This window comes from Nakamurella panacisegetis (assembly GCF_900104535.1).
Taxonomy (GTDB): Bacteria; Actinomycetota; Actinomycetes; order Mycobacteriales; family Nakamurellaceae; genus Nakamurella; species Nakamurella panacisegetis.
Genome location: NZ_LT629710.1, coordinates 4,897,178 through 4,922,931, shown reverse-complemented (window position 1 = coordinate 4,922,931; position 25,754 = coordinate 4,897,178). Strand labels below are relative to the sequence as shown.

Annotated in this window: 18 protein-coding genes and 1 tRNA gene; 13 read left to right on the top strand and 6 right to left on the bottom strand. The window is 68.5% G+C overall.

Translation table 11 applies throughout. The annotated features are described in order from the left end of the window. Positions 1-2: 2 nt before the first annotated feature. Complete coding sequence (locus BLS97_RS22125) at positions 3-2,783, top strand: bifunctional YncE family protein/alkaline phosphatase family protein (protein WP_090480700.1); 2,781 nt, start codon at positions 3-5, stop codon at positions 2,781-2,783. A 337-nt stretch (positions 2,784-3,120) separates the two neighbouring features. On the opposite strand, the gene BLS97_RS22120 is transcribed toward BLS97_RS22125, so the two are convergent. Continuing rightward, a tRNA-Arg gene (locus BLS97_RS22120) sits at positions 3,121-3,194 on the bottom strand. A gap of 123 nt (positions 3,195-3,317) precedes the next feature. Here BLS97_RS22120 and BLS97_RS22115 point away from each other — a divergent pair. From BLS97_RS22115 to BLS97_RS22090, 6 genes are all read left to right on the top strand, one after another. Next, entirely contained in the window at positions 3,318-5,522 is a 2,205-nt protein-coding gene (locus BLS97_RS22115; RefSeq protein ID WP_157695625.1) for a cytochrome c oxidase assembly protein, read from the top strand. A gap of 166 nt (positions 5,523-5,688) precedes the next feature. Further along, a complete protein-coding gene (locus tag BLS97_RS22110) occupies positions 5,689-6,198 on the top strand; it encodes a single-stranded DNA-binding protein (protein WP_090480694.1) in 510 nt (169 codons plus the stop codon). A 259-nt stretch (positions 6,199-6,457) separates the two neighbouring features. Then, positions 6,458-8,137, top strand: a complete 1,680-nt coding sequence (gene ettA / locus BLS97_RS22105; RefSeq protein ID WP_090480691.1) for an energy-dependent translational throttle protein EttA — start codon at positions 6,458-6,460, stop codon at positions 8,135-8,137. A gap of 332 nt (positions 8,138-8,469) precedes the next feature. Then, positions 8,470-13,368: an NAD-glutamate dehydrogenase gene (locus BLS97_RS22100; RefSeq protein WP_172832330.1), complete on the top strand. Its 4,899-nt coding sequence runs from the start codon at positions 8,470-8,472 to the stop codon at positions 13,366-13,368. A 114-nt stretch (positions 13,369-13,482) separates the two neighbouring features. Next, positions 13,483-13,905, top strand: a complete 423-nt coding sequence (locus BLS97_RS22095; protein WP_197676315.1) for an acyl-CoA thioesterase — start codon at positions 13,483-13,485, stop codon at positions 13,903-13,905. Between the two features lies 1 nt (position 13,906). Further along, the gene (locus BLS97_RS22090) at positions 13,907-14,536 is read left to right on the top strand and encodes a hypothetical protein (protein WP_090480686.1); all 630 of its coding nucleotides are present in this window, start codon (positions 13,907-13,909) and stop codon (positions 14,534-14,536) included. A gap of 37 nt (positions 14,537-14,573) precedes the next feature. On the opposite strand, the gene BLS97_RS22085 is transcribed toward BLS97_RS22090, so the two are convergent. From BLS97_RS22085 to BLS97_RS22075, 3 genes are all read right to left on the bottom strand, one after another. Further along, a complete protein-coding gene (locus BLS97_RS22085; protein WP_090480683.1) occupies positions 14,574-15,662 on the bottom strand; it encodes a polysaccharide deacetylase family protein in 1,089 nt (362 codons plus the stop codon). A gap of 86 nt (positions 15,663-15,748) precedes the next feature. Further along, positions 15,749-17,452, bottom strand: coding sequence for a glycoside hydrolase family 13 protein (locus tag BLS97_RS22080; protein ID WP_090482931.1), 1,704 nt, complete (start codon positions 17,450-17,452; stop codon positions 15,749-15,751). Positions 17,453-17,497: 45 nt separating this feature from the next. Continuing rightward, positions 17,498-17,881 (bottom strand): globin, encoded by a 384-nt coding sequence (locus tag BLS97_RS22075; protein ID WP_090480681.1) that lies wholly within the window; start codon positions 17,879-17,881, stop codon positions 17,498-17,500. A gap of 199 nt (positions 17,882-18,080) precedes the next feature. Here BLS97_RS22075 and BLS97_RS22070 point away from each other — a divergent pair, with 199 nt between their 5' ends. Next, positions 18,081-18,608: an HNH endonuclease gene (locus BLS97_RS22070; protein WP_090480677.1), complete on the top strand. Its 528-nt coding sequence runs from the start codon at positions 18,081-18,083 to the stop codon at positions 18,606-18,608. Between the two features lie 156 nt (positions 18,609-18,764). On the opposite strand, the gene BLS97_RS23140 is transcribed toward BLS97_RS22070, so the two are convergent. Beyond that, the gene (locus BLS97_RS23140) at positions 18,765-18,920 is read right to left on the bottom strand and encodes a hypothetical protein (protein WP_157695624.1); all 156 of its coding nucleotides are present in this window, start codon (positions 18,918-18,920) and stop codon (positions 18,765-18,767) included. A 681-nt stretch (positions 18,921-19,601) separates the two neighbouring features. Here BLS97_RS23140 and BLS97_RS22065 point away from each other — a divergent pair. The 3 genes from BLS97_RS22065 (at position 19,602) to BLS97_RS22055 (ending at position 21,644) form a co-directional block, all read left to right on the top strand. After that, positions 19,602-20,840 (top strand): MFS transporter, encoded by a 1,239-nt coding sequence (locus tag BLS97_RS22065; protein ID WP_157695623.1) that lies wholly within the window; start codon positions 19,602-19,604, stop codon positions 20,838-20,840. A gap of 122 nt (positions 20,841-20,962) precedes the next feature. Further along, a complete protein-coding gene (gene ctaJ, locus BLS97_RS22060) occupies positions 20,963-21,193 on the top strand; it encodes an aa3-type cytochrome oxidase subunit CtaJ (protein WP_090480671.1) in 231 nt (76 codons plus the stop codon). Between the two features lie 4 nt (positions 21,194-21,197). Continuing rightward, positions 21,198-21,644, top strand: a complete 447-nt coding sequence (locus BLS97_RS22055; protein ID WP_090480667.1) for a DUF5130 family protein — start codon at positions 21,198-21,200, stop codon at positions 21,642-21,644. A gap of 84 nt (positions 21,645-21,728) precedes the next feature. Here the strand turns inward: BLS97_RS22055 and pepN are convergent, their stop codons facing one another. Beyond that, the gene (pepN, locus tag BLS97_RS22050) at positions 21,729-24,329 is read right to left on the bottom strand and encodes an aminopeptidase N (RefSeq protein WP_090480665.1); all 2,601 of its coding nucleotides are present in this window, start codon (positions 24,327-24,329) and stop codon (positions 21,729-21,731) included. A gap of 115 nt (positions 24,330-24,444) precedes the next feature. On the opposite strand from pepN, the gene BLS97_RS22045 reads away from it, so the two are divergent. Together BLS97_RS22045 and BLS97_RS22040 are read left to right on the top strand one after the other, a co-directional pair. Then, entirely contained in the window at positions 24,445-25,098 is a 654-nt protein-coding gene (locus tag BLS97_RS22045; protein ID WP_090480662.1) for a mycothiol-dependent nitroreductase Rv2466c family protein, read from the top strand. Positions 25,099-25,251: 153 nt separating this feature from the next. Next, a complete protein-coding gene (locus BLS97_RS22040; protein WP_090480659.1) occupies positions 25,252-25,734 on the top strand; it encodes a universal stress protein in 483 nt (160 codons plus the stop codon). Positions 25,735-25,754 lie beyond the last annotated feature (20 nt).

Sequence of the window (25,754 nt, the reverse complement as noted above, 5' to 3'; positions counted from 1 at the left end):
ACATGCAGGTCACACGACAACGACGGCCACGCGCGCGACTCCGCCTCCACCTCGGCCGTCGGTCGCGGATCGTCGCCATCGGTGCCACGGCGATCCTCATCGGCGGGGCCGGCGTCGGATACGCATCCACCACGCCGTTCGGACACCGGCTGGTCGGCACGCAGTACACGGACGGGCTGCAGATCTCCTCCGACCAGGTCATCAAGCCGCTGGGCGATCGCCTCTTCACCAAGTTCGGCAAGTTCATGGCGTCGACCCCCAGCCCGAACGGGCGTTACTTGGCCGTCACGAGCGCTGACAAGGGCATCGTTCTGCAGATGTTCGACCTGAAGGACTACCGCTTGGTCTACACCGTCGGCTCGGCAACGTTCGCGAACCAGTCGACCAAGGACGGCACGGTCGGCCAGGGCGGGCCGGCGTGGTCACCCGACGGCAGGACGCTGTGGCTGCCGCAGGCGAACGGCCTCACCCGCTACCCGGTCCAGGACGACGGCACGCTCGGTGTGCCGATGACCGTCCACCTGCCGACGGTGAACGGCGCCGCGCCGCTGCCGGGTAAGGCCGTCTACTCTCCCGACGGCAAGGCCCTCTACGTTCCGGTCAACGGACAGAACACCGTCGTCTCCCTCGATCCGGCCACCGGCCAGGTGCAACAGACCTGGAACGTCGGCATCGCCCCGCGTGAACTGGCCTTCGTCGGCACCAAGCTGTACGTGAGCAACGAAGGCGGCCGTCTCGCCAGACCAGGCGAGACCACGATCAACTCCTACGGTACCGAGGTCCCCGCCGACGCGTTCTACGGGACATCGACCACCGGCACCCTCAGCGTCATCGACACCTCGTCCACGTCGGCGAGCGTGCGGTCGATCGCCGTCGGCCTGCACCCCACCGCCCTCTACGTCAGCGGCAGAGCGCTGTTTGTCGCCAACACCAACAGCGACACGGTCTCGGTCGTCAACACCGGCAACGACAAAGTCGTCCAGACGATCGCGACCCAGCCATGGCCGCAATCGACCGTCGGCTACCAGCCGACCGGCATCGCGCTCACCAACGGCCATCTGCTGGTGACCTTGGCCCGTGCGAACGCGGTCGCCGTCTACCGCTACTCCGGCGCACCGCAGGACCCGGTGAGCTACCTGGGCCTGCTGCCAACGGACTACTACCCCGAGGACGTCACGGTGGCCGGCGGCCAGGTCGTGGTCACCAACACCCGCGGCATCGACGCCCGCGGGCCTGAGCTGACCTTCGCCAAGGGCCCCGGCACCGTGCCGGCGACGGGACACGGGACCCACAGCACCACCGGGTCGCTGACGAAGTTCGCGCTGCCCAGCGACCAGCAGATCGCGAAGGACACGGCCACCGTGTTCGCTCAGAACGGTTGGAAGACCAAGGACGCAGCCCAGGCAAAGGGCAAGCCCAAGGCCCCCGTTGCCGTGCCGGTCCGGGTGGGGGACCCGTCGACGATCAAGCACGTGTTCCTCATCGTGAAAGAGAACCGCAGCTACGACCAGGTGTTCGGCGACGTCGCCAAGGGCAACGGAGACCGCACGCTGACGCAGTTCGGTGCGAACGTGACGCCGAACCAGCACGCGCTGGCCGACCAGTTCGGGCTCTACGACAACACCTACGACACCGGCACGAACTCCGCCGAAGGTCACAACTGGGTGATGCAAGGTGACAACCCGGAATACACCGAGTCCTCCGCCGCCGAGTACCTCCGCAGCTACGACACCGAGGACGACGTCCTGGGTCACCAGCGTTCCGGGTTCCTCTGGACGGCCGCCGAGGACGCGGGCGCCGGCGTGCGCAACTTCGGTGAATTCACCCAGTTCGAGACCAAGCCGGCCGACGCCACCTGGCAGAAGTACTACTGCGCCGCCACGAACGTCGACCAGGGCGGGGACCCGGCCCAGCTGACCGACCCGTCGATCAAGCAGGACACCGAGTCCCCGATCCCGTCGCTCAACGCGGTCACCAACCACGACTACCCCAAGTTCGACACCAACATCCCGGACATCTACCGCTACAACATCTGGAAGCAGGACTTCGAGAAGAACGGCCCGGCCAACCTGAACATGCTCTGGCTGTCCAGTGACCACACGGGCGGCACTCCCGACCCGCAGGCGCAGGTCGCCGACAACGATGTTGCGGTCGGCAAGATCGTCCAGGAAATCTCTCACAGTCCCTACTGGAAGGATTCCGCGATCTTCGTCCTCGAGGACGACAGCCAGGACGGCGCCGATCACGTCGATGGACACCGGGCGCCGATCCAGATCATCAGCCCGTACGCCAAGCACGGCGTCGTCGACAGCACCTACTACACCCAGATCACCATGGTGCGCACGATCGAGCAGATCCTGGGCGCGCAGCCGCTGAACCAGAAGCTCGCCGCCGCCACACCCATGTCCGGCGCGTTCACCAACAAGCCCGACTTCACGCCGTACACCGCGGTGAAGAATCAGATCCCACTGACCGAAGGCGTGAGCTCCGCACCTGCCTGCGGCCTGGATACCGTCAGCACAACCCGGACGGCTGCGAAGGTGGCGGCGGCGCCGTCGATTCCTGCTATGCAGCAGGGCGTCGCAGCGCAGTGGGCGACTTGGGCCAAGAGCCAGCGTTTCACCGGTGACCGGGCCGTACCCGACTACGCCGACCCCGAGCAGATGAACCGGTACACCTGGTATCGGACCTACGGTTTCACCAAGCCCTACCCGGGCGACCCGAAGATCTACGCTCCGGCGCAGGTCCCGGGTGCCTACATCCCGAGCCCGGACACCGAATGATCTGACCCGCCCCATACGGCGAACGCACCACCAGCACGAAATGACGGCCCGCCGGGACCAACCCGGCGGGTCGTCATGCTGCGGGTCAGCGGGACGGTGTGACTGATCTTGGCTTCTGGACCCGCCGGGCGCAGCTTGGCCGGAAGGAAGGTTGACGACCGAGATCACCGAATCCATGCCGAACCTCAGCGGGATGGATCAGCAGGAGTTCGCGCCGGCTCTGGTCGCCCAGAGCAGGTCAGAGCGTTGTGGAGTTGATCAGGCCGGTAGGGCTGTGGCCTGGTTGACCAGGTGATCGAGAACGACTCCCGGCCGGCAATTTCCTGATCTGCGAGAGTGCGCCCGGCAGGATTCGAACCTGCGACCGGCGGATTAGAAGTCCGCTGCTCTATCCAGCTGAGCTACGAGCGCTTGCGGTCCACAGCGTAACGAACGCGGGGCCATGGCCGGCACATGCGGGCGGGCCGACTCGGATGGTCGCACCGGGACCTTCGTCCCGGCCGGGCGTCCGGCTCCACTGGGTACCCTGACCAGGTGCCCGATGCGACGTCCCTCGACGCCGGTGACGTTCTGGAAACGGATCTGCCGAGCGACCCTGCCCCCACCCCGCCCGACGCGGGAGTGGGTGAAGCGGACGCGGGAGGCCCGATCGAGCCGGCCGAACCGGACGCGCCGCCGGCGCAGACCGGACCGGGTGACCGCTGGCGGGTGACGGCCATCGCGCTGGCCACCGTTGTGATCGGCGCGTGCGTCTCGATCGTGATCTCGATCTTCCTCCCGTCGCGTTACGCGGTGGCCGGTATCGCTGACTCGGGTCAGTTCACCGAGTTGACGCTGGCCGGGATGAAGGCGCTGTTCGACCTGTCGGCCGCGCTCACGGTCGGATGGCTGATCGCCGCCTTTGCCCTGGCGGCGCCGCAGAAGTCCGGCATCTTCGACGTGGGCGGGTACCGGGCGATCCGGGCCGCCTCGCTCTCGGCCTGGGTGTGGACCGCGGTCTCGTTGGCGATGTTGCCGTTGACGGTCGCTGACCAGCGGGGGATCACCCTGGCCAGGGCTCTGAACGCCGACGATCTGAAGGCCGGCATCCAGCAGTTCCCGGTCATCCGCGGCTACCTGATCTGCGCCGTCATCGCCGTTCTCATCGCGCTGATCTCTCGTGTCGTGATGCGCCCGGGCTGGGCGTTCGTGCTGCTGCTGGCGGGCATCGGTGCGTTGCTCCCGCAGGCCCTGGGCGGCCACGCGTCCGGCACCGACGACCACGACGTCGCGGTGGACACCATGATCTTCCATCTGATCGGCATCTCCATCTGGATCGGCGGGCTGCTCGCCTTCCTGGGCATGGTGCGCCAGAACGTTCCGCACCTGCCGTCGATCGCCCGGCGCTACTCGAACCTGGCCCTGATCGCGTTCATCGCGGTCGCCCTGTCGGGTCTGGTCAACGCCTACATCCGCATCACCTACGTCTCCGACCTCTGGACCACCGCCTACGGCCGGCTGGTCGTGGTGAAGGCGATCGCTCTGATCGCGCTCGGCATCTTCGGCTACGCCCAGCGCAAACGGGCCCTCCCGGCGATCGCCGGAGGCAAGCGCCGCCCGCTGGTTCGGCTGGCCATGATGGAACTGGTCGTCATGGGGGCGACCGTCGGTGTCGCCGCGGCCCTGGGCCGCACCGCGCCGCCGGCCCCCAACGGTGTGTTGGCGACCGGGCTGAACGCGACCGTCGAGCCGATTCTGGGGTTCCCGCTGTCCGGTCCGCCCACGTTGCTGCGGTTGCTGTTCGACTGGCGGTTCGACTATCTGCTCGGAACCGCGGCGGTGGTCATGGCCGTGCTGTACCTGGTGGCCGTCCGACGGCTCCGCCGGCGCGGGGACGCGTGGCCCCCCGGCCGCACCTGGGGCTGGATGCTCGGCTGCCTCGTCATCTTGATCGCCACCTCGTCCGGCCTCGGCCGGTACGCCTCGACGCAGTTCTCGCTGCACATGATCGCCCACATGCTGCTGGGCATGGTCGTGCCGATCCTGCTGGTCCTCGGCGCCCCGGTCACCCTTGCGCTCCGCGCGCTCCCCGTGGCCGGCCGGAACAACCCGCCTGGGCTGCGCGAGGGCATCGTGGCCGCCGTGCACGGCCGGATGGCGCGCTTCCTGACCCACCCGCTGGTCGTGCTGCCGTTGTTCATCGGGTCGTTCTACGCGATCTACTTCACCGGGCTGTTCGACTCGATGATCCAGTCGCACTTCGGTCACCTGGTGATGAGCGTCCACTTCATGGTGGTCGGCTACCTGTACTACTGGGTGATCATCGGCATCGACCCGGGCCCGCGCCGGGTGCAGCCGATGGTCAAACTCGCACTGCTGCTCGCGGCGTTGCCGTTTCACGCCTTCTTCGGCCTCGCCCTGATGAACTCCCACTCGCTGCTGGCGGCGAACTACTACCACGACCTGGCGCTGCCCTGGGTGACCGATCTGATCGGCGATCAGCGACTCGGGGGCGCCATCGCCTGGGGCGCCACCGAATTGCCGATCATCATCGTGCTGATCGCCCTGCTGTCCCAGTGGGCCAAGGCCGACGATCGGGAGAACAAGCGCGTCGACCGCCACAAGGACCTCGCCGGCGACGAGGAACTACAGGCCTACAACAACATGTTGGCCGGCATGGCCGGCCCGCCGACTTCCGACTCCAGCCCGCCGACCGCCTCGAAGACGTCCTCCGAGGAGCCTCCGCCGGCCGACGAGTAGCCGACCGGCACGCGACCTCGACGCCGCGGACCGCCGACGTTTGTCCACACACCTCTCGGGCATCCACATTCTCGCTCCGGCCCTTTCCCGTCCGACGGGACGCTGGAACCGTTGACCCATCACGACGAACCGGGCCGGATGTAGCCCGCTGACGAGGGGAACGGACATGAGATTCGACGGGGCAGAGTTGCGGATGTCGGGCCGGGCGGTCACCAACCCGGTGATCTCCAGCAGCAACAGCGAGCGGGTGACGTTCCGCGCGGTGTCGACCGAGCGGCGCTACGACGACGCGGTGGGCGAGTGGGTCGACGGTGACGAGTTCGCCACCACGGTGGTGTGCTGGGGGAAACTCGGCGTTCAGGTGCTGCAGATGGTGCGCAAGGGCGACCCGGTGGTCCTGGACGGCCGGATGGTCAGCCGCCGTTTCGAGCGCAACGGCGCAACCGAGTACATGCAGGAGTGCAAGGCCGACCACGTGGGTTTTGACATCGGTCGGTCCAACAACCGGGTGATGCGCAATCCGCGGCATGCCTCGGAGAACCCGGAGTCGGAATCGGCCACCACGGCCGGCGCGGCGGCTGATGTCGCCGCGGCCGACCCGACCGGCGAGAAGGACCCGTTCGCCCTGGCCCGCACGGCGGCCGAGGAACCGGAGCTGGCCGGCGCGCCGTTCTGATCCTCTTACCGGCACGGACGCCTCGGCACGGACGCCTCGGCACGGACGCCTCGGCACGGACGCCTCGGCACGGACGCCTCGGCGCTGCGCCGGGCGCGAACGCGGCGCGGCAGCTGCGCCGGTTAGGGCAGACTGTGCGGTGGTGTGCGTACCGATCGGGACCGTCCGGTCGCGGGACGCGCCGCCGTCCCCGGGGACCGCCGCCGTCGGTGGCGGACCGACGGAGCCCGCCCGTTTGCAGCGCTAGAGAGGTAAGTCCTTGCCAGAGTTCATTTACACGATGAAGAAGGCCCGCAAGGCCCATGGGGACAAGGTCATCCTGGATGACGTCACCATGTCGTTCTACCCCGGCGCGAAGATCGGTGTGGTCGGGCCCAACGGCGCCGGCAAGTCGACGATTCTCAAGATCATGGCCGGGCTCGACACCCCGAGCAACGGCGAGGCGTTCCTCACCCCCGGGTTCTCCGTCGGCATCCTCATGCAGGAACCGGAACTGGACGAGAGCAAGACCGTGCTGGAGAACATCCAGTCGGCCTACGGCGACATCAACGCCAAGATGGCCCGGTTCAACGAGATCGCCGAGCTCATGGCCACCGACTACTCCGACCAGTTGATGGAGGAGATGGGGGAGCTGCAGGAAGTCCTCGACCACGCCAACGCCTGGGACCTGGAGGCGCAGATCGACCAGGCCATGGACGCCCTGCGTTGCCCGCCCGGGGACGCCGACGTCAAGGTGCTCTCCGGTGGTGAGCGCCGCCGGGTCGCGCTCTGCCAACTGTTGCTGTCGGCTCCGGACCTGCTGCTGCTCGACGAGCCCACCAACCATCTCGACGCAGAGTCGGTGCTGTGGCTGGAACAGTTCCTGTCCAGCTACGCCGGCGCCGTCCTGGCCGTCACTCACGACCGGTACTTCCTGGACAACGTCGCGCAGTGGATCGCCGAGGTCGACCGCGGCCGGTTGATCCCCTACGAGGGCAACTACTCCACGTACCTGGAGAAGAAGGCCGACCGCATGTCGGTCGAGGGCCGCAAGGACGCGAAACTGGCCAAGCGGCTGCGGGAGGAACTGGCCTGGGTCCGGTCGGGGGCGAAGGCCCGCCAGGCCAAGAACAAGGCCCGGCTCGATCGGTACGAGGAGATGGCGGCCGAGGCCGACCGCACCCGCAAGCTCGACTTCGAGGAGATCCAGATCCCGCCGGGACCGCGACTCGGATCGATCGTGGTCGAGGTGGAGAAGCTCCGCAAGGGCTTCGGGGACCGCGTGCTGATCGACGGGCTCTCGTTCACGTTGCCGCGCAACGGCATCGTCGGGGTGATCGGTCCGAACGGGGTCGGCAAGACCACCCTGTTCAAGACCATCGTCGGGCTGGAGGACCCCGACGACGGCCGGGTGAAGGTCGGCGAGACGGTCAAGCTTTCCTACGTCGACCAGAACCGCGGTGGCCTCGACGCCAAGAAGAACGTGTGGGAAACCGTGTCCGACGGCCTTGACTTCATCAAGGTCGGACACACCGAGATGCCCTCGCGGGCCTACGTCTCCGCGTTCGGGTTCAAGGGTCCGGACCAGCAGAAGCCGGCCGGGGTCCTCTCCGGTGGCGAGCGCAACCGGCTCAACCTGGCCCTGACCCTCAAAGAGGGCGGCAACCTGATCCTGCTCGACGAACCGACCAACGACCTCGACGTGGAAACCCTCAGTTCGCTGGAGAACGCGCTGGAGAACTTCCCCGGTTGCGCCGTGGTCATCTCGCACGATCGTTGGTTCCTCGACCGCACCTGCACCCACATCCTGGCCTGGGAGGGCAACGACGACGACCCGGCCCAGTGGTTCTTCTTCGAGGGCAACTTCTCCGACTACGAGAAGAACAAGATCTCGCGAATGGGCGCTGACGCGGCCCGTCCGCACCGGGTCACCCATCGCAAGCTGACCCGCGAGAGCTGACCGCGGGTAAGGCTCAGTTCCGGCGGACCGGGTTCCCCGGGATGGGTCCGTCCAGGTCCTGACGACGACAAGTCGCGCCGGACCCGATCGGCGCCCGTGACACACCAAGGCCAAGGGCCGGACCAGCAGCATCGGTCCGGCCCTTGGCCCTTTTCGGCTTCCGGTAGCGACCGCGCCGGCAGCGCCGACGCAACGAATTGCCGGGGTTGATGAGCAATCTTGCTCGGTGTCCGCCGCCGCCCGATCGACCGTCGTCGCTCCGCGTCGTCCACGATCACGGGGGATAGGCTCGACCCGGCAAAGGGGCCACGGAGAAGCAGAAAGTGGAGTCGATGACTCAGACGGACCAGAACCCGGCCACTCGCGGTGCGAAGGCAGGCGGGATGAGCTCGGTGGATCAGGCGTCACTGCTGCGGCCGGACATCGCCGACCTGCTGCAGGCCTACTACACCCACGTCCCGGAGGAAGATCGTCCACGCGATCCCCAGGACGTACTCGGCATCGTCGACAGCCATTTGCGAGTGGCCCGCCATCGCCGGACCGGCACGGCCGCCATCCGGATCTTCAATCCGAGCGTCACCACCGACAATGGGCCCGGCGGCTGGTCGGCCACCTCCACCGTGATCGACATCGTCAACGACGACATGCCGTACGTGGTGGAGTCCGTGGTGAGCGCGATCACCGCCGCCGGGGTCACGGTTCACCGCGTGCTGCATCCGATCCTCGCGGTTCGACGGTCCGCCGACGGCCGACTCCAGGACGTGGTGGGCGAGTCCCGCCGTGGTCTCGACCCGCAGGACTCGCTTCGGGAGTCCTGGGTGCACATCCTGATCGATCGGTTGTCCGACGCGGAGCGGGCCGAAACGATCGAGGCCACCCTGCACACGACGCTGGAATCGGTCCGGGCCGTCGTGACCGACTCGGCTGCGCTGATCGGTGCGGCCGCCGTGGTCGCCTCCGAACTGCGCTCCTCGTTCTCGCCCCGGTCGACCCAGGAAGTGGCCGAGGCCACCGACTTCCTGTACTGGTTGACCGCCGGCAACCTCACCTTTCTCGGCTATCGGTGCGACGAGGCCGCCCCAGTCGGCGATTCCCATGCGCTGCACCCGGTCCCGGGCACCGGCCTGGGGATCCTGCGGGACGGTCTGGCCTCGGCGGCCGGGTTCGACGACGAATGGGTCAACGCCGACGCGACCGCCGGGCACCTTGTCCTGACCCAGACCTCCGGCGGAACCCCGCTGTCCCGGGAAGCCCCACCGTTCTCCGTCGCCGTGCGGATCCTGGGGCCGGCCGGGCAGATCATCCGCCAGCACCGCTTCCTGGGCATCCTCACCCCCCGGGCACTGAACGCCGAGATCACCGCCACCCCCGTGCTCCGGCAGACCGTGGCCCAGGTGCTCGCGTCGTTGGGTGCCGCGCCGGACTCCTACACCGGGCAGCGGGCGATGGAGTTGCTCGCCACCTACCCCAGGGCCGAGTTGTTCTGGGCGCCCCCGCAACTGGTCCTGGACACCATGAACGGGGTCCTGCAGCTGTCCAGCCGCCGCCGCCTCCGGGCCTACCTGCAGCCCGACCCGTTCGGGCGTTTCACCTCGGTGTTGGTCTACCTGCCTCGGGACCGGTACACCACCGACGCACGGCTGGCCATGCAGCGTGTGCTGCTGGAGACGTTGCAGGGCAAGGACATCCGTTACACCGCACGGGTCGGCGACTCGTTGCTGGCCGCCGTGCACTTCACTGTGGTGACCGACCAGGCCCACCCGGTGACGTTGGACGACGCGGGCATCGTCGAGCTGAACCGCAACCTCCGGGCGACCATCCGGACCTGGGAGGACCGGTTGGTGCAGGCCGTGGTGGGGGGCGACGAGGAACTGGACACCGCTGCGGCGCTGGCCCGCTACGGCGAGGCGTTCGACGAGGCGTACAAGGAGGACTACCAGGTCGACGACGCCGTCTCCGACCTGCGGGCCCTTGATGCCCTGGCCGGCCCCGACGACCTGGGTCTGCGCTTCACCGTGTCACCGGCCCACACCGCCGAGAACCGCCGCCTGAAGCTCTACGTCACCGGCGGTACGGTCACCTTGTCCCGGGTGCTTCCGGTCCTGCAGAGCCTGGGCGCCGAGGTGATCGACGAGCGGCCCTACGAGGTTCGTCGGTCGGACGGAACTCCTTCCCGCATCTACGATTTCGGCCTCCGGTTTCCGGCTGACCTGCTGCCCGACGAGAACGAACTGTCCGCCGTCCGGGAGCGGTTCTCGGCCGCCTTCGTCGCCGTGTGGAACAACCAGGCCGAGATCGACGGGTTCAATTCACTGGTGCTGGTGGCCGGACTGGACTGGCGGTCGGTGGCCGTGTTCCGGGCCTACGCCCGGTACCTACGGCAGATCGGCACCCCTTACACCCAGCGCTATCTCGAACAGGTCCTGATCGCGAACCCGTCGATCTGTGCCGATCTGGCCGCGCTGTTCGCCGCCCGGTTCGATCCGGACGCGTTCGAGGGCGGCCCGGCGATCGGTCCCGCCCGCTCGGCCGAGATCGACCGCCTCACCGAGTCGATCACCGTCGCCCTCGACGAGGTCATCAGCCTCGACGCCGACCGAATCCTGCGGACGTACCTGGCCGTGATCACGGCCACCGACCGGACCAACGTCTACCGGGTCGGCGCTGACGGGGGTTTCCGGGCCGCGATGTCGTTCAAGCTCGACCCGCACAAGATTCCCGGTGTTCCGAAACCCGTTCCGGCTCACGAGATCTGGGTGTACTCGCCGCGACTGGAGGGGGTGCATCTGCGGTTCGGTGCGGTCGCTCGGGGTGGCCTGCGCTGGTCGGATCGCCCGGAGGACTTCCGGACCGAGGTACTCGGCCTGGTCAAGGCGCAAGAGGTCAAGAACGCCGTCATCGTCCCGGTCGGGGCGAAGGGCGGATTCGTCCTCAAGCGGCAGCCCGCGCCGACCGGTGACGCGGCCGCCGACCGAGATGCCTTCCAGGCCGAGGGCGTCGCCTGCTACCGGTTGTTCATCGCCTCGTTGCTGGACCTCACCGACAATCGGATCGGCAGTACCGTCGTCGGGCCGGATCGGGTGATCCGTCACGACGCCGACGACCCGTACCTGGTGGTCGCGGCGGACAAGGGGACGGCCACCTTCTCCGACATCGCCAACGGCGTGGCGGCCGACTACGGCTTCTGGTTGGGAGACGCCTTCGCCTCGGGCGGAAGCGTCGGCTACGACCACAAGGCGATGGGCATCACCGCGCGCGGCGCGTGGGAGTCGGTCAAGCACCACTTCCGGGAGATCGGCGTGGACACCCAGACCCAGGATTTCACCTGCGTCGGGATCGGCGACATGTCCGGGGACGTCTTCGGCAACGGCATGCTGCTGTCCGAGCACATCCGGTTGGTCGCGGCGTTCGACCACCGCCACGTCTTCATCGACCCGGACCCCGACCCGGCCGTCGGCTTCGCCGAGCGCCGGCGGTTGTTCGACAAGCCGCGCTCGTCGTGGGCCGACTACGACACCGCGCTGATCTCGGCCGGCGGCGGGGTCTTCCCCCGCACCGCCAAGGCCATTCTCATCAGCGAGGAGATGCGGCGCGCACTCGGCATCGACGCCGGCATCAAGTCCATGTCTCCGGTCGAGTTGATCAAGGCCGCCTTGCTCGCGCCGGTCGACCTGCTGTGGAACGGCGGCATCGGCACCTACATCAAGGCCTCGACCGAGGTCAACGCGGCGGCCGGCGACAAGGCGAACGACGCGGTTCGGGTCAACGGTGCCGAACTCCGCGCCAAGGTGGTCGGTGAGGGTGGCAATCTCGGCGTCACCCAGCTCGGTCGGATCGAGTTCGCCCGGGCCGGTGGTCGGATCAACACCGATGCCATCGACAACTCGGCCGGCGTCGACACCTCCGATCACGAGGTCAACATCAAGATCGCCCTGCAGCCCGCGTTGGCGGAGCACAAGCTGACCGAGCAGGGTCGGGACGAACTGCTGGCATCGATGACGGACGAGGTCGGCGCGCTCGTACTGGCCGACAACACCGCGCAGAACCGGGTGCTGGGGGTCTCCCGCCACCACGGCGTTCCGATGCTGTCCGTGCACGCCCGCCTGATCGATCACCTGGTGGCCTCCGGCCGGCTCGACCGGGCACTGGAGTTCCTGCCCAGCCACGCACAGATCGCGGCTCGGATCGCCGCCGGCGAACCCCTCACCTCACCGGAACTCTCGGTGCTGCTGGCGTACGTCAAGGCGGCCCTGTCCGAGGCCATGCTCGCCGACGGCCTGCCCGACGAGCCGGCGTTCGCCGACCGTCTGGGCGACTACTTCCCCCAGGCTCTCCGGGCCGCCGCGGCCGACGGGGTGGTCGACATCGCCGGGCACCCGCTGGCCCGGGAGATCGTCACCACGATGACGGTGAACGAGGTGGTCAACGGGGCCGGCATCACCTACCCGTTCCGGCTGTTCGAGGAGATGGGGGCGTCGTACACCGACGCCATCCGGGCCTACACCGTGATCACCCGGGTGTTCGGCCTGCGGGAGCTGTGGGCCGACATCGCCGCGCAGGACAACCTGATCCCGTCCGCCTGCCAGGACTCCCTGTACCTCGAGGCCCGTCGGCTTCTGGACCGAGGTGCGCGATGGATCCTGACCCACCGGCCCAGCCCGCTCGACGTGGGGCAGGAGATCAGCCGGTACGCGGATGCGGTCGTCGAACTGACCCCGAAGATGCCGCGCCTGGTCCAGGGCGTCGAGCACGACAACGTGCGGGCCGATGCCGCCCGGCTGATGGCGCAGGGTGCGCCGGGCGACCTGGCCAATCGGGTCGCCTACTGCCTGTACACGTTCAGTGTGCTGGACATCGTCGACGTGGCGACCCAGGTCGACGCGCCGCTGCTCGAGGCGGCCGAGATGTACTACGCGCTGTCCGCCCATCTGGACTTCGATCGGATCCTGTCCGCCGTCACCGGCCTGGAGCGAGGGGATCGGTGGCACGCGCTGGCCCGGCAGGCCCTGCGGGACGATCTGTACCGCTCCATGCGTCTGATCACGGCCGACGTGTTGACCGGCACCGATGCCGGCGCGGACGTCGCGTGGCGGATCGAGCAGTGGGAGGGGCAGAGCGTGGCCAAGCTGACCCGGGCCCGCGACACCCTGGCTCAGATCGCCGCGTCCGGCGCCGGGGACCTCGCGGCACTGTCGGTGGCGGCCAGCGAAGTGCGATCGATGGTCAGGTAGCCGCCTCGCCGGCCGTCGCGGCCGGCGGATCGACCAGGACGGGCGGTCGGACAAGGGACAATGGCAGTTCACGGTGCCGTCGGGCAGCGCGAGAGCGGAAGGGATGCCCGCACAGTGCACAAGAACCAGCCGGGTCGCCGGTACGTCACCGACGTCAGGGTGCGATGGTCCGACCTGGATGCCTACGGACATGTGAACAATGCCCGGGCCCTGACCCTCCTCGAGGAGGCGCGGGTCGACTGGCTGTTCACCGAGGCCACCCGCCGCGGCGCCGCGGCGCTGACCGGCGGCATGGTCGTGTCACGGATGTCGGTCCACTACAAGCGGTCGATCACCTTCGGCGAGCAGGTCAAGGTCTCGATGGGCGTGGTCGAACTCAAGAGCGTGTCCACCACGATCGACTATGTCGTCACGGTCGACGACCAGGTGTCCATCACCGCCACCACCCAGCTGGTGCCGGTCGATCCGGTGAACTGGCGGCCCCGGCGCTGGGACAGCGCCGAGCGAGCCTTCCTCACCGAATACCTGGCCGGCTGAGGTGGCGCGGCTCTGGCCCGCCGATCGGGCCGACCGGGACGACGCCGCCGCCTTCGCCGGGCGGGTCGCCCGCTGGGATCCGGCCGGTCCGGTCCGGCTCCGGGCCGACGGTGCCGCGGTCCGGATGTTTGCGACCACACCGTTCGACGCCTTGGTGTCGCGCACCATCGCCGGATCTCTGGAGCCGCGGGACGTGACGGTGCACGCCGGCAATCTGCTGTCCGGGCTGGCCGTCTCGGCCAGCGTCGAGGTCGACCCCGGACCGGCCATCGACGCATCCTGGCGATCCCAACTCCCGCCGGCGGGCGGATGGATCAGCGTCGACGAGATCCCGGCCCGGCTGCTGTCGGATCTCGCCGACCAAGGCGTCTCCCAGGCCCGCGACAATCCGGGACCGGCCGGCGGGGCCTCGACGGCCCTGCTGGATTCCGAGGTGCTCACCGTCACCGGCTCGGGGATGAACGTGTCGGTACCGCTCCGGATGTTGTTCGCCCTGTCCGGCATGGGTTTCGCACCGGCGGCCGAGGGCGAGCGGGTCCGGGTCAGTGCCACCGACTCCTGGGTGCGGATCGACGCCCGGTTCGGTGCCGTCCTGCGTCGCCGACACTCCTTGCTGCCGTTGCTGCTGTAGTCGGTAGGGACGTTCCGCAGCGGGGCGGCCGGCGACCTTACGGCGACGGGTTCGGGGGGAGTCCGGCGATGGTGTAGCCCATCGCCCTGAGCCCCGCGATGATCCGGGGAAGGGCGGCCAGGGTTTGTGCGCGATTGCCGCCACCGTCGTGCATCAGGATGATGGCCCCGGGCGTCACGCTGCCCAGCACGTTGCTGACGATCCTGCCGACACCCGGCTTGGTCCAGTCCAGCGAATCATCGGCCCAGGCCAATGGGATGGTGTGGTGCTTGGCCAATTGCGCCTTCAGCCGGGTGCCGTGCCCCCAGTTGCCGCCGGGCGCCCGGTAGTACCTGGGCGTGATTCCGGTCAAGGTACTGATCGCCTGCTGGGTGCGGCTGATCTCCGAATCGATCACCGGCACCGGCTTGGCGGGAAGGGCCTCGTCGTGATCCCACGAGTGGTTGCAGAACGTGTGCCCTTCGGCCTTGATGCGGGCCTCCACGGCCGGGTAGCTGCCGACCTGCTCGCCGATCTGGCAGAACGTCGCCTTGATGCGGTACTTCTTCAGAACGTCGAGAACCCGGCCCGTGTACGGCCCCGGGCCGTCGTCGAAGCTCAGGCTGACCACCTTCCCGCCGCCGATCCAGCCGAGGACGTGGGCGTAGGCCGACGGGACCACCACGGCGGCCGGGGGCGCGGTCGACCGGGTGGTTGCTGCGGCCGCCGTGGTCGGGGCGGTGACGGTCGGCGTCACCACCGCTGGTGAGGATGCGATCGGCCGGCCCGGAGACGACGCGGGAGCCGAGGTGCCGGGCGCGGTCGCAGGGGCCGGCGTGGTGCCGGTGATCGGGCCGGGATCGGGACCGGAGGCCGCGGTCGGATCCACCGACAGGGTGGCCAGCGGTTCGGTGGTCACCGCCGGGTCCGGCAGGTCCGGGACCGTCACCTCAACCTGCACCGGCAGTGACGGTTCGATCGGCGCCGGGGCGGAAGAAACAACCGGGGATGAGGTGGTGACGTTGGGTTCGGTGGCCGAATCCGGCCGCTGCGGGTCGAGCCCCCAGGTTGCCACTCCGGCAGTGGCGAGGCAGATGACGACCGCCACGCCGACCAGCGCCACTCGTCCGATCCTGCTGATTCCCATCTCGCCCCCTAGACGTCCGCCACCGACCCCGGTTGCTCTGGCGGGGGAGCCGCACGCGTCCCTCGCCGTGGTCGGCCCGGGGCGGATCAGCTCTTCGGCACCAGCCAAGCCGCGGCATTCCCAGGCAGGAGACCCTCGTCGGTGAGTTCGGCCGAACTCAAGAGTAGGTCGCCGGGCGGCAGCACGACCGGCACCGCGCCGGAGTTGAGAACGCAGATCAGCCCTCCGCCCCGCCGCCGGAACGCGAAGCAGTCCTCCGGCGCCCCGTACCAATCGACGGCGTCACCACTGAACTCGGGGCGGGTCGACCGCAGTTCCAGAGCCTTCCGGACCAGGCTCAGGGTCGATCGCGGGTCTTCCAGTTGGTTCTCGACGGTCACCAGGCCGTATTCGTCCGGTACCGGCAGCCAGGTGTCGACCGTGGTCGAGAACCCGTAGGGCGTCTGGGTCCCCTCCCAGGGCAGCGGCAGTCGGCAGTTGTCGCGGCCGCGTTCGGTGTAGCCGCTGCGTACCCATGTCGGGTCCCGCAGGGCCTCGTCCGGGATGTCGATGCTGGCCAGACCCAGCTCTTCGCCGTTGTACAGGTAGCACGAACCAGGCAACGCCAACTCCATCAACAGAGCGGCCCGGGACCGGTCGAGGCCGACCTGACCGCCGCCGAACCGGGTGACGGTGCGGAACTTGTCATGATTGGACAGGGTCCACACCGGAACCGCATCGACCGAGGCCGCAGCGGCCAACGAACGGGTCACGGCGTCGCGCAGTTCGGTGGCGTCGAACGCGGACTCCAGGATCGCGAAGTTGAACGCCTGGTGGAGCTCGTCCGGGCGGATGTAGGCGGCGAAGCTGCTGTCGCCGACCCAGATCTCACCGACCGTCATCCGGTCCGGGTACCGGTCGACGACCGACCGGATGAACCGGTGGATGTCGTGGACGTCTTCGTGGTCGAAGCGGGGGTCGCGCCCGCCTTCGGAGATCGGGACCACGCCGCCATCCTGGCCGGACAGATCCTGGAGCTGGTGGACGTCCGCGTCGGCCGCTGCGCGGGCCGCTCGCTCGTAACCGGATCGGTCGAAGGCGGACGGATGTCCGGCCGGCGCGTCCGGCAGACCCTCGGGTTTGGACATCCCGTGCGCGACGTCGATCCGGAAACCGTCGACTCCGCGATCCAGCCAGAACGTGAGGGTCCGTTCGAGATCGGCGTGGACCTCCGGGTTGCGCCAATTCAGGTCCGGCTGTTCGGGGGCGAACAGATGCAGGTACCACTGGCCGTCGGGCACTCGGGTCCAGGCCGGACCGCCGAAGATGGAACCCCAGTTGTTCGGCGGTTCGGAGCCGTCGGCCCCGGTTCCGTCCCGGAACAGGTAGCGGGCCCGTTCGGGACTTCCCGGCGGGGCGGCCAGTGCGGCCTGGAACCACGGGTGAGCGGAGGACGTGTGGTTGGGGACCAGATCGATGACGACCTTCAACCGATGCTCGTGGGCCCGCCGCACCAGGGTGTCGAAATCGTCGAGAGTGCCGAAGGACGGATCGACCCCGCGTGGGTCGCTGACGTCGTACCCGGCGTCGGCCATGGGCGACGGGTAGAACGGGGTGATCCAGATGGTTTCCACCCCGAGAAGCTCCAGGTATCCGAGGTGGTCGGTGATGCCGGCCAGGTCACCGATCCCGTCGCCATTGGAATCGGCGAACGACCGGATGTAGATCTGGTAGCCGACCGTGTCGGTCCACCAGGACCGACCAGTCGGGCGTTGTCCCGCTTCAGTTGTCACGGCTGACGATTTTGCCATGCCCGGGACGGCCGCCGGCCCGATCGGGGTGGCCACGGTCGGCCGTCAGTGCAGGCTGTTGACCATCGAGTCGGCGGCCATCACCAGATAGGCCCACAGACGTTCACGTGCCGAATCGGTCAGCCCGGCCGGTTCGATGGCCTTGGCCATGGCCGCCAGCCACGCATCGCGCTCGGCCGGTCCGATGATGAAGGGCGCGTGCCGCATCCTGAGGCGAGGGTGCCCGCGTTGGTCGGAGTAAGTGCGGGGGCCGCCCCAGTACTGCTCCAGGAACATCCGGAACCGGACCTGTGCCGGCCCCAGATCCTCTTCCGGGTAGAGCGGGCGCAGCACGGGGTCGTCTTCGACGATCGCGTAGAACCGGGCGACGATCCCGGTGAAAGTCGGGCTGCCGCCCACTTCGTCGTAGAAGGATTCGGGGGCGCTCATCGCACCATTGTCCGTCACGTCCGGCGCGGAGATTCGACGGGCCGGCGGTGGGGCGCCCGGCTCGACGGACGGATGCGGAACAACGTGGCGGAAGAAAAGTCTGGCCCAGTGGGCTCGGGCAGGGTTCACTAGAACACGGGTGACGGCTGTTCGGGTGTCGCCGTGATCACTGCTGACCTGACGGGTGGTGAATGTCGACATGACTGTGCCGGTGACGGCGACCGGACGGGTGCTGCTGCTGAACGCCACTCACGAGCCGCTGGCTGTGCTGAACGGTCGTCGCGCGGTCGTGCTGATGCTGGCCGGAAAGGCCGAATGTGTCGTGGCGCGCCCAGCGGGCGAGAAGATGCGCTCGCCCAGCTTCGTGCTGGCCGTCCCGGCCGTGCTCCGGCTGAATCGGTTCGTGCGGGTGCCGTACGCACCCGCCGCAGCCATCACTCGGACCGGGGTGTTGCGACGAGATCGGCGACGGTGCGCCTACTGTCGGGCGCCCGGAGACACCATCGACCACGTAGTTCCTCGGAGTCGTGGTGGTGCTCACTCGTGGGAGAATTGTGTTGCCTGCTGTACGAGATGCAATGCCAGGAAGGCTGACCGACTGCTGTCGGAGTTGGGCTGGGCTCTGACCTTCGTGCCGGAGAGTCCGAAGCGCATAGGCGCCGGACGTCTGTGGCTCAGCGAAGACGCCGATCCGGCCTGGCATCCATGGCTCGGAACCGCTGCATGAGCCGGTCGAGTGCGTCCCGCCAACGCGGGTGACGCGTGTGGGACGAATAGTCCAGGACGACATTGCGCCGTCCGGGTGAACGCGTGCCTGGGGCGACCGAATCGAGTGGCTCGCCGACTCCCGTGCTCAGCACGATCGTGGAGCGTCGATCTCAGATCACTCGCCGGCGGTGTTGAAGCCGAAACGGCCGCCACGAGCCGTGGAGGAGCTGGCCGACGCCGTGCTGAAGCCGAAACGGCCGCCACGAGCCGTGCTCGACGTTGCAGCGAAACCGAAACGGCCGCCGCGGACAGTGGAGGAAGTGTTCGACATGATTGCTCCTAGTAAGTCTGGCGGACTCGGCGGAACGCCTTTGGGTTTCAGTCGCGAATTTTTTCGACGACCGCGGGATCGGGCGGCAGACCGGCCTGACGTGCCAGAAGGTCAGCGAACCGGTTGCCCCCAAAGGGTTGTGGTGCGACCGGTAATGCTGAACACTGGGTGAATCACGTTCCGTTCGGAGCTGCTGGCGAGAATTTTAGAACGTGGTTTTTAGGGCCTGGAGCAAGCCTGCCGGTCGCTAGTTACGCTCCGTGTTTCTCATGCGAGTCAGCCAGGGGGACGGCCGGATGGTTTGGCGTGCGTGAGTGTCAGATCACCCGTTCGCCAGGATGGACGCGCTCGCGAAGTTCACCCCAATGATTTGTATTGCCGTTTCGTCAGGCCTCTCAACCTCCTCTTGGAAGCGCCCAAATGTGATCCAGGTCACTAGATGTAGCTCCTTCGCCGGATCGCGTGGCCGCCGGTCGGGTGTCGGAACCCACGTGGTGCGCGCCGTCGGCCCTTGTTGTGCACGTTCCACCACCGAACTAGCCTCAGGCGAGCTTCGCTCGGCGGTCGGTCGTCCGGTGGGGGATGTCCGGTCGGGAGAGGTCGAAGCGGTCGATCCCTTGCCGATGACGCAGTCCGGGTCAAGGCGCTGAAAGGGGACCAGTGAGGCAGAACGAGTCGTCGTTGCCCGCTTCATTCCGTCGCCTGGTCATCGCCTGGTTCGCCGGGCAGTGCGCGGAGGGCATGAGATTCGCCGCACTTCCCCTGCTGACGCTCACCACAGACGCGTCGCCGACCTCGGTGGCCGCGGTCGCGGCCGCGGCGTCGCTGCCCTGGCTCCTGGTGGCGCTCCCGGCCGGGATCCTGGTCGACCGGATAAGTCCGGCCTGGGCGATCGCGGGAGCAAACCTGGCCCGCGCGATCGTGGTCGGACTCCTCGTCGTCGCCATCCTGGGCGGATTCGTGTCGATTCCGCTGCTCGCGGTGGCCGGGTTCGCGTTGACCACGGCCGAGACATTCGCCGACAGCGGGGCTCAGACGCTGCTCGTCCGGATCGTGCCGCTCAATGCCCTTGAGCGGGCCAATTCTCGGTTCGTCAGCTCCGAGAACGTCGGCCTGGACCTGCTGGGGCCGCTGGCCGCCGGCGTCTTGTTCGTCATGAATCCGTGGGTGCCGTTCGCCATCGGCGGCGTCATCTTCGTCGTCGCCGCCGGCGTCGTCGCAAGTCTGTCCGGATCCCGGCCGACGGATCGGCCGGAGCCCGATCGAACCGGCTCGGAGCCGGGCCCGGCCCGTTCCACCATTTCGGGGGCGTTTCGGATCATCTTCGGAAACCGGATGCTCCGGTCCCTGGTGATCACGGTGACGGTGCTGGCCGCCTCGGCCGGGGCGATGGAAGGGGTTCTCGTCCTGTACGCGACGCAGTCCATCGGCCTGTCCAAGTCGTTGTATCCGACGCTTCTGGCCGGATACAGCGTCGGCCTGCTCATCTCGGCCGGGTTCGTCCCGCGGTTGGCGGCCCGGTATCGGTCGGGGTCGCTCATGCTGGTGGCGGTGGGGGTCGTCGGCGGCGCTCTCGTCCTCCTCGGCGTGCTGCCGCACCAGATCGTCGCCTGGGTGGCGTTCGCCACCATGGGGGCCGCCGGCGGACTCTGGAACATTCTGTCGGCCAGTCGGCGGCAGCGCGGGACGCCGCCGCACGCGACGGCCGCTGTCTCCAGTGCCTTCCGGACGGTTTCCTGGGGCGCCGTCCCCATCGGCGCCGCGGTGGGAGGGCTGGTTGCCGACCGCTGGGGCGTTCCGGCCACCTTCGTGCTGGCCGGAGTGGGTGCGCTGCTGATCGGCGCGATCATGGCCAGGAACCTGCTCGTCTCCGAGCCGATCTCCGAACCGGCCACGGTGGCCGAACCCACCGAGCGTTGAGCCGGCGCCCGAGCCTCCGGATCGGATGATGCCCGCCTCGATCCGGGCAATCCACACGCGGCGACCAGGGAACCCGGACCCGATCTGTCGGATCGGCCGCGTCGTCGGATAGCGTTCCACCCGTGAACATCCTGCAGACCGTGCTGGTCTACGTAGGCGGCCCGCTGGCGGTGTACGGCGTCATCGCCCTGCTGACGCTGGTGCCCAGCCGCGTGAAGAGTCGTCCGAAGTATCGACCCGGCTCCACCTGGGACTATCCGGATCAGTTCTGGGCCGGGGACTACCCGGTGGCACCGGCTGACCCGGCGCTCGTGGGCGCCGGTACCGAAGGAGGCGCACGTGGCACCTGGTGAGGTCATGAAGAGGGCCGACGCCGGCGTCGTCTCGCCCTGGCATCCGCCGACGGTGGGGCCCGTCGGCGACGCGGAACGGCCGCTGGACAGCAAGCAGCTCGAGACGCTCGACGAGGTGATCAGCAGCGCCGAGCGGGTGACCGGCCTGCGGTTCGCGGCGTTCCTGGGTGATCTCGGGAGCGACTCGCGGGCGACCGCGCTCACCCTCCTGGCCGGCCTCGGGACGGATGCGGCGAACGCCGTCCTGGTGGCTATCTCGCCCGGACAACGCATCGTGGAGGTGGTCACCGGCACCATTGCGGCGCTCCGCATCACCGACCGCGCGGCCCGCCTCGCCGTGCTGAACGTGATCTCGTCCGCGACCAACGGCGACCTGATGGGTGCCCTGACCAACGGCATCCGGACACTGGCCGACCAGGCCGGGACCCTGCCCGATCGGAGCAGTTGGTAGTTCATCGTCCCGACCAACGTGAAGGATCCCGCCCGCGGCTGCGGACGGGATCCTTGATCGTTCCTGGGTCGTCGGCCCGACCGATCAGGCCTGGTCGTAGGCCCGGGCCCGCAACGCCCGTTCGGTGCCCGACCGGCCCTCGGAGACCAGGCGGGCCAGAGCCGTCGCGTGCTCGCCGCCGGCCCATTCGACCGCCCGGTCCACCATCTCCGGGCGGATCGACCATCGGGGGTAGAGCCCGACGGCCACCTTCTGTGCCACCTCGATGCTGCGCCGCGACCACACCTGGTCGACGACCTCGAAGTAGCGGGTTGCGTACGGCTCCAACAACGCCAGTTGCGCGGGGTGCGAGAAACCGGCGATGGCCGCGTCCTGCATCGCATTCGCCATGCCGTCGTCCTCGATCAGCCGTTCCCACACGGCAGCCTTGGCGGCGGCGTCGGGCCGGAGCGAGCGGGCGGTCATCGCCCGCCGCTCGCCGGATGCGGTGGCATCGACGGTGGAGGCCGCCTCGATGTCGTCCACCCCCGCCACGCCGTGCGCCACGAGGGCATTGAGCAACGTCCAGGCCAGGTCGGCGTCGACCGTCAGGCCGGCCAGCGGCGCCGATTCGTCACGCCAGCCCTGAATGATCTCGAGCTGGTCGGCCGACAGCGACGCGGCGCACAGGGACTGGACGGCGGCCAGCTGGACATCGCTGCCGGGCTCGGCCGACGTGGCCAGGTCAAGGAGAGCGGCGGTGAACCGCGGCCATCCGGTGGTGGCGGCCCAGTCCGGATCGGAGTACGACCCGATGGCCAGGTGCACCTGCGACAGCACCCGCTGCACGACGCCGATCTGATCCTCGCCGTGGACGCCGGTCAGCGCGAGTTCGACGAAGTCGCGGGCCCGCATCTTGGCGTCGCGGGTCATCTCCCACACGGCCGACCAGACCAGCGTGCGGGGGAGCGAGTCGGCGATATCGCCGATCCGGCTGATCGCCGTGGCCAGCGAATCCTGGTCGAGGGCGAGTTTGCAGTAGGTGAGGTCGTCGTCGTTGGCCAGCACGAGCGCCCCGTGCGCTACCCCGACCAACCCCGGGACGGCGGTGCGGGCGCCGGTGACATCCAGCTCGACGCGGTGGGTCCGGACCAGCCGGCCCTCGGCGTCGTCGTAGATGCCAACCGCCAACCGGTGCGTCCGCAGCTCACCGGCGCCCGGCTCGGCGCCGCCCTGCACCACCTCGAAGGAGGTGTAGCGGCCGTCCGGTCCGACTTCGAACTCCGCGTGCAACGGGTTGATGCCGGTGGTCTGCAGCCACTGACTGGTCCAGCCGGACAGGTCGCGTCCTGATGCATCGGTCAGGTGCTTCATCAGGTCGTCGAGAGAGGCGTTGGCGAACGCGAACTCCCGGAAGTAGGTGCCAAGGCCGGCCAGGAACGGCTCGAAGCCGACGTAGGCGGCCAGCTGCTTGAGGACACTGGCGCCCTTGGCGTAGGTGATGCCGTCGAAGTTGACCTCGACGGCCGCCAGGTCGACCATGTCGGCCGCGATGGGATGGGTGGAAGGCAGCTGGTCCTGGACGTAGGCCCAGGACTTCTCGACGTTGGCGAAGGTGGTCCAGGCGGTGGTGTACTCGGTGGCCGAGTTCTGCGCGACCACCGACGCCCAGGTGGCGAAGGACTCGTTCAACCACAGGTCGTCCCACCAACGCATGGTGACCAGGTCGCCGAACCACATGTGCGCCATCTCGTGCAGGATGGTTTCGCAGCGCCGCTCGTACAGGTAGTGGGTCACCTTGGACCGGAAGACGTACTCCTCCCGGAAGGTCACCGCCCCGGCGTTCTCCATGGCACCGGCGTTGAACTCGGGGACGAACAGCTGGTCGTACTTGCCGAACGGGTAGCGGACGCCGAAGGCACCGTGGAAGAAGTCGAAGCCCTGCTTGGTCTCGGTGAGAATCCGCTCGCTGTCGAGGTGTTCGGCCAGCGTGCTGCGGCAGTACAGGCCCAGATCGATGCCGTCGTGGTGGTCGCGGACGACGTGATACGGCCCGGCGATCAGAGCCGTGATGTAGGTGCTCATCGGCTGCGTGGTGGCGAAGTGGTGGACCGATGCTCCGCCGGAGCCCGGCGGAGCCGTGTCGACACCGGTCGCCGCACCACCGGTCACCACCTGCCAGTGCGCGGGAGCGGTGACGTCGAAGGTGAACCTGGCCTTGAGGTCCGGCTGGTCGAAGCAGGCGAAGAGCCGCTTCGCATCGGCCGTCTCGAACTGCGAGTACAGGTAGACGGCGCCGTCGACCGGGTCGACGAACCGGTGCAGGCCTTCGCCGGTGTTCGTGTACAGGCCGACGGCCTCGATCGCCAGGAGGTTCTCGGCCTCCAGGTCGGTCAGGGCCAGGCCGCCGGCGTTGGTCCAGCCGGACACGTCGACCGGCTTGCCGTTGAGCGTCGCCGTCGCGATGCCGTCGCCCACGAAATCGATGAAGGTGGTGGTGCCGGGGGTCGCGCTGAAACTCACCTCGCTGCGGGTGGCGAAGGTCTTCTCACCCGGTCCACCCGCGCCGTCGGTCAGATCGAGGTCCACCCGATAGGACTGGACCGACAAGGCCGCCGAGCGCTCGGCGGCCTGGGCCCTGGTCAGGTTCGGTGGTTGGGACGGGTTGTGATGGCCGCTTCCGGTGGCGGCGTGAACGACAGACATAGGCTCCATCAGATCAGATGTGGGGCCCTGGTTCGGCGAGGGGAACATTCCCGGCGCCGTCGCGGTTGCCCCTCGTGCACCCGACAGGCCCGTCAACCCAACCGGAGGTCATCCCATGACAGCAACCCTCTCCTCGGAGTCAGCCGGCACCGACGCGGACGGCACCAGACGAGACCGGGCCGGCCTCTGGTTCGATCCGCTGTGCCCGTTCTGCTGGATCACCTCCCGCTGGATCCTCGAGGTGGAGAAGGTCCGCGACATCGAGGTCGAGTTCCACGTCATGAGCCTGGCCGTGTTGAACGAGGGCCGCGACCTGCCCGAGGAGTATCGCTCGCTGATGACCAAGGCGTGGGGCCCGGTGCGGGTGGCCATCGCCGCCGCCCAGGCCAAGGGGGACGGTGTCCTCCCGGCGCTCTACACGGCGATGGGGACGCGGATCCACAACCAGGGCAACAAGGATTACCCGCAGGTGATCGCCGAGTCGTTGGCCGAGGTTGGGTTGCCCGCCGAACTGGCTGCGGCGGCCGACACCGACGAGTACGACGAGGCCCTGCGGGCCAGCCACCACGCGGGTATGGACAAGGTGGGACCGGACGTCGGTACGCCCACGATCCACATCAACGACGTGGCTTTCTTCGGCCCGGTGATCTCCAAGATCCCGCGCGGCGAGGAGGCGGGCAAGCTCTGGGACGCCACCGTGACCCTGGCCGGTTACCCGTACTTCTTCGAGATCAAGCGCACCCGAACCGGTGGCCTCGACTTCGACTGACCGGTCCCGGTGGGCGCTTCGGGTGGCGGTCGAGTGCACGGGCCGCGGAGAACGGCGGGGTGGCCGGGCGGTGGGTGCGGCGTAGATCGCCCGATGGGCTGATTCGGGCTAGGTTGGATCTTGATCCGACCCAGCGAAGGGACCGTGATTTCGATGATGAGTCCGTCCGGCATACCGCTTCCGCCCGATTTGGCCGCAGGCCCCGTCGTGATCGGGGTGGACAACGCGACCACCTGCGGTCGGCCGCTCCGGGCGGCCGTGTTCCTGGCTCGCGCGCTCGGGCGGCCGGTCCTGCTGGTGCACGTCCGGCGGCGCACCATGCCGATGGTCGAGGGATACGTGCCGATCCCCGAGGAGATGGATGCCAACGACACCGCCGAGGAGGCCATCGAGGACGGACTCCGGGCGATGTTGGTCTCCGGCGGCGAACTGGAAGGGGTCGACTGGGAGTTGATCTCGGTGACCGGCGAGGCGGCCGGAGAGCTCATCCGGGTGGCCGAGGAGAAGGACGCTGCCTGCGTGGTGGTCGGCAAGCGGCACAAGGGGTTTGCCGAGCTGGTCCACCGGATCGCTTCCGGATCGGTGTCCCGCGCGGTGATGGCGTCGCAGAAGTTCCCGGTGCTGGTCGTCCCCTGATCGCGCACGGCCGGACCGCC

What these genes read in the sequence shown, in the direction of transcription:
- BLS97_RS22125 (WP_090480700.1), top strand. Translation starts at nt 3, where the DNA reads ATGCAGGTCACACGACAACGACGGCCACGCGCGCGACTCCGCCTCCAC.
- BLS97_RS22110 (WP_090480694.1), top strand. Translation starts at nt 5,689, where the DNA reads ATGAGATTCGACGGGGCAGAGTTGCGGATGTCGGGCCGGGCGGTCACC.
- BLS97_RS22100 (WP_172832330.1), top strand. Translation starts at nt 8,470, where the DNA reads ATGACTCAGACGGACCAGAACCCGGCCACTCGCGGTGCGAAGGCAGGC.
- BLS97_RS22085 (WP_090480683.1), bottom strand. Translation starts at nt 15,662, where the DNA reads ATGGGAATCAGCAGGATCGGACGAGTGGCGCTGGTCGGCGTGGCGGTC.
- BLS97_RS22080 (WP_090482931.1), bottom strand. Translation starts at nt 17,452, where the DNA reads ATGGCAAAATCGTCAGCCGTGACAACTGAAGCGGGACAACGCCCGACT.
- BLS97_RS22075 (WP_090480681.1), bottom strand. Translation starts at nt 17,881, where the DNA reads ATGAGCGCCCCCGAATCCTTCTACGACGAAGTGGGCGGCAGCCCGACT.
- BLS97_RS22070 (WP_090480677.1), top strand. Translation starts at nt 18,081, where the DNA reads ATGACTGTGCCGGTGACGGCGACCGGACGGGTGCTGCTGCTGAACGCC.
- BLS97_RS23140 (WP_157695624.1), bottom strand. Translation starts at nt 18,920, where the DNA reads ATGTCGAACACTTCCTCCACTGTCCGCGGCGGCCGTTTCGGTTTCGCT.
- BLS97_RS22055 (WP_090480667.1), top strand. Translation starts at nt 21,198, where the DNA reads ATGAAGAGGGCCGACGCCGGCGTCGTCTCGCCCTGGCATCCGCCGACG.
- pepN (WP_090480665.1), bottom strand. Translation starts at nt 24,329, where the DNA reads ATGTCTGTCGTTCACGCCGCCACCGGAAGCGGCCATCACAACCCGTCC.
- BLS97_RS22045 (WP_090480662.1), top strand. Translation starts at nt 24,445, where the DNA reads ATGACAGCAACCCTCTCCTCGGAGTCAGCCGGCACCGACGCGGACGGC.
- BLS97_RS22040 (WP_090480659.1), top strand. Translation starts at nt 25,252, where the DNA reads ATGATGAGTCCGTCCGGCATACCGCTTCCGCCCGATTTGGCCGCAGGC.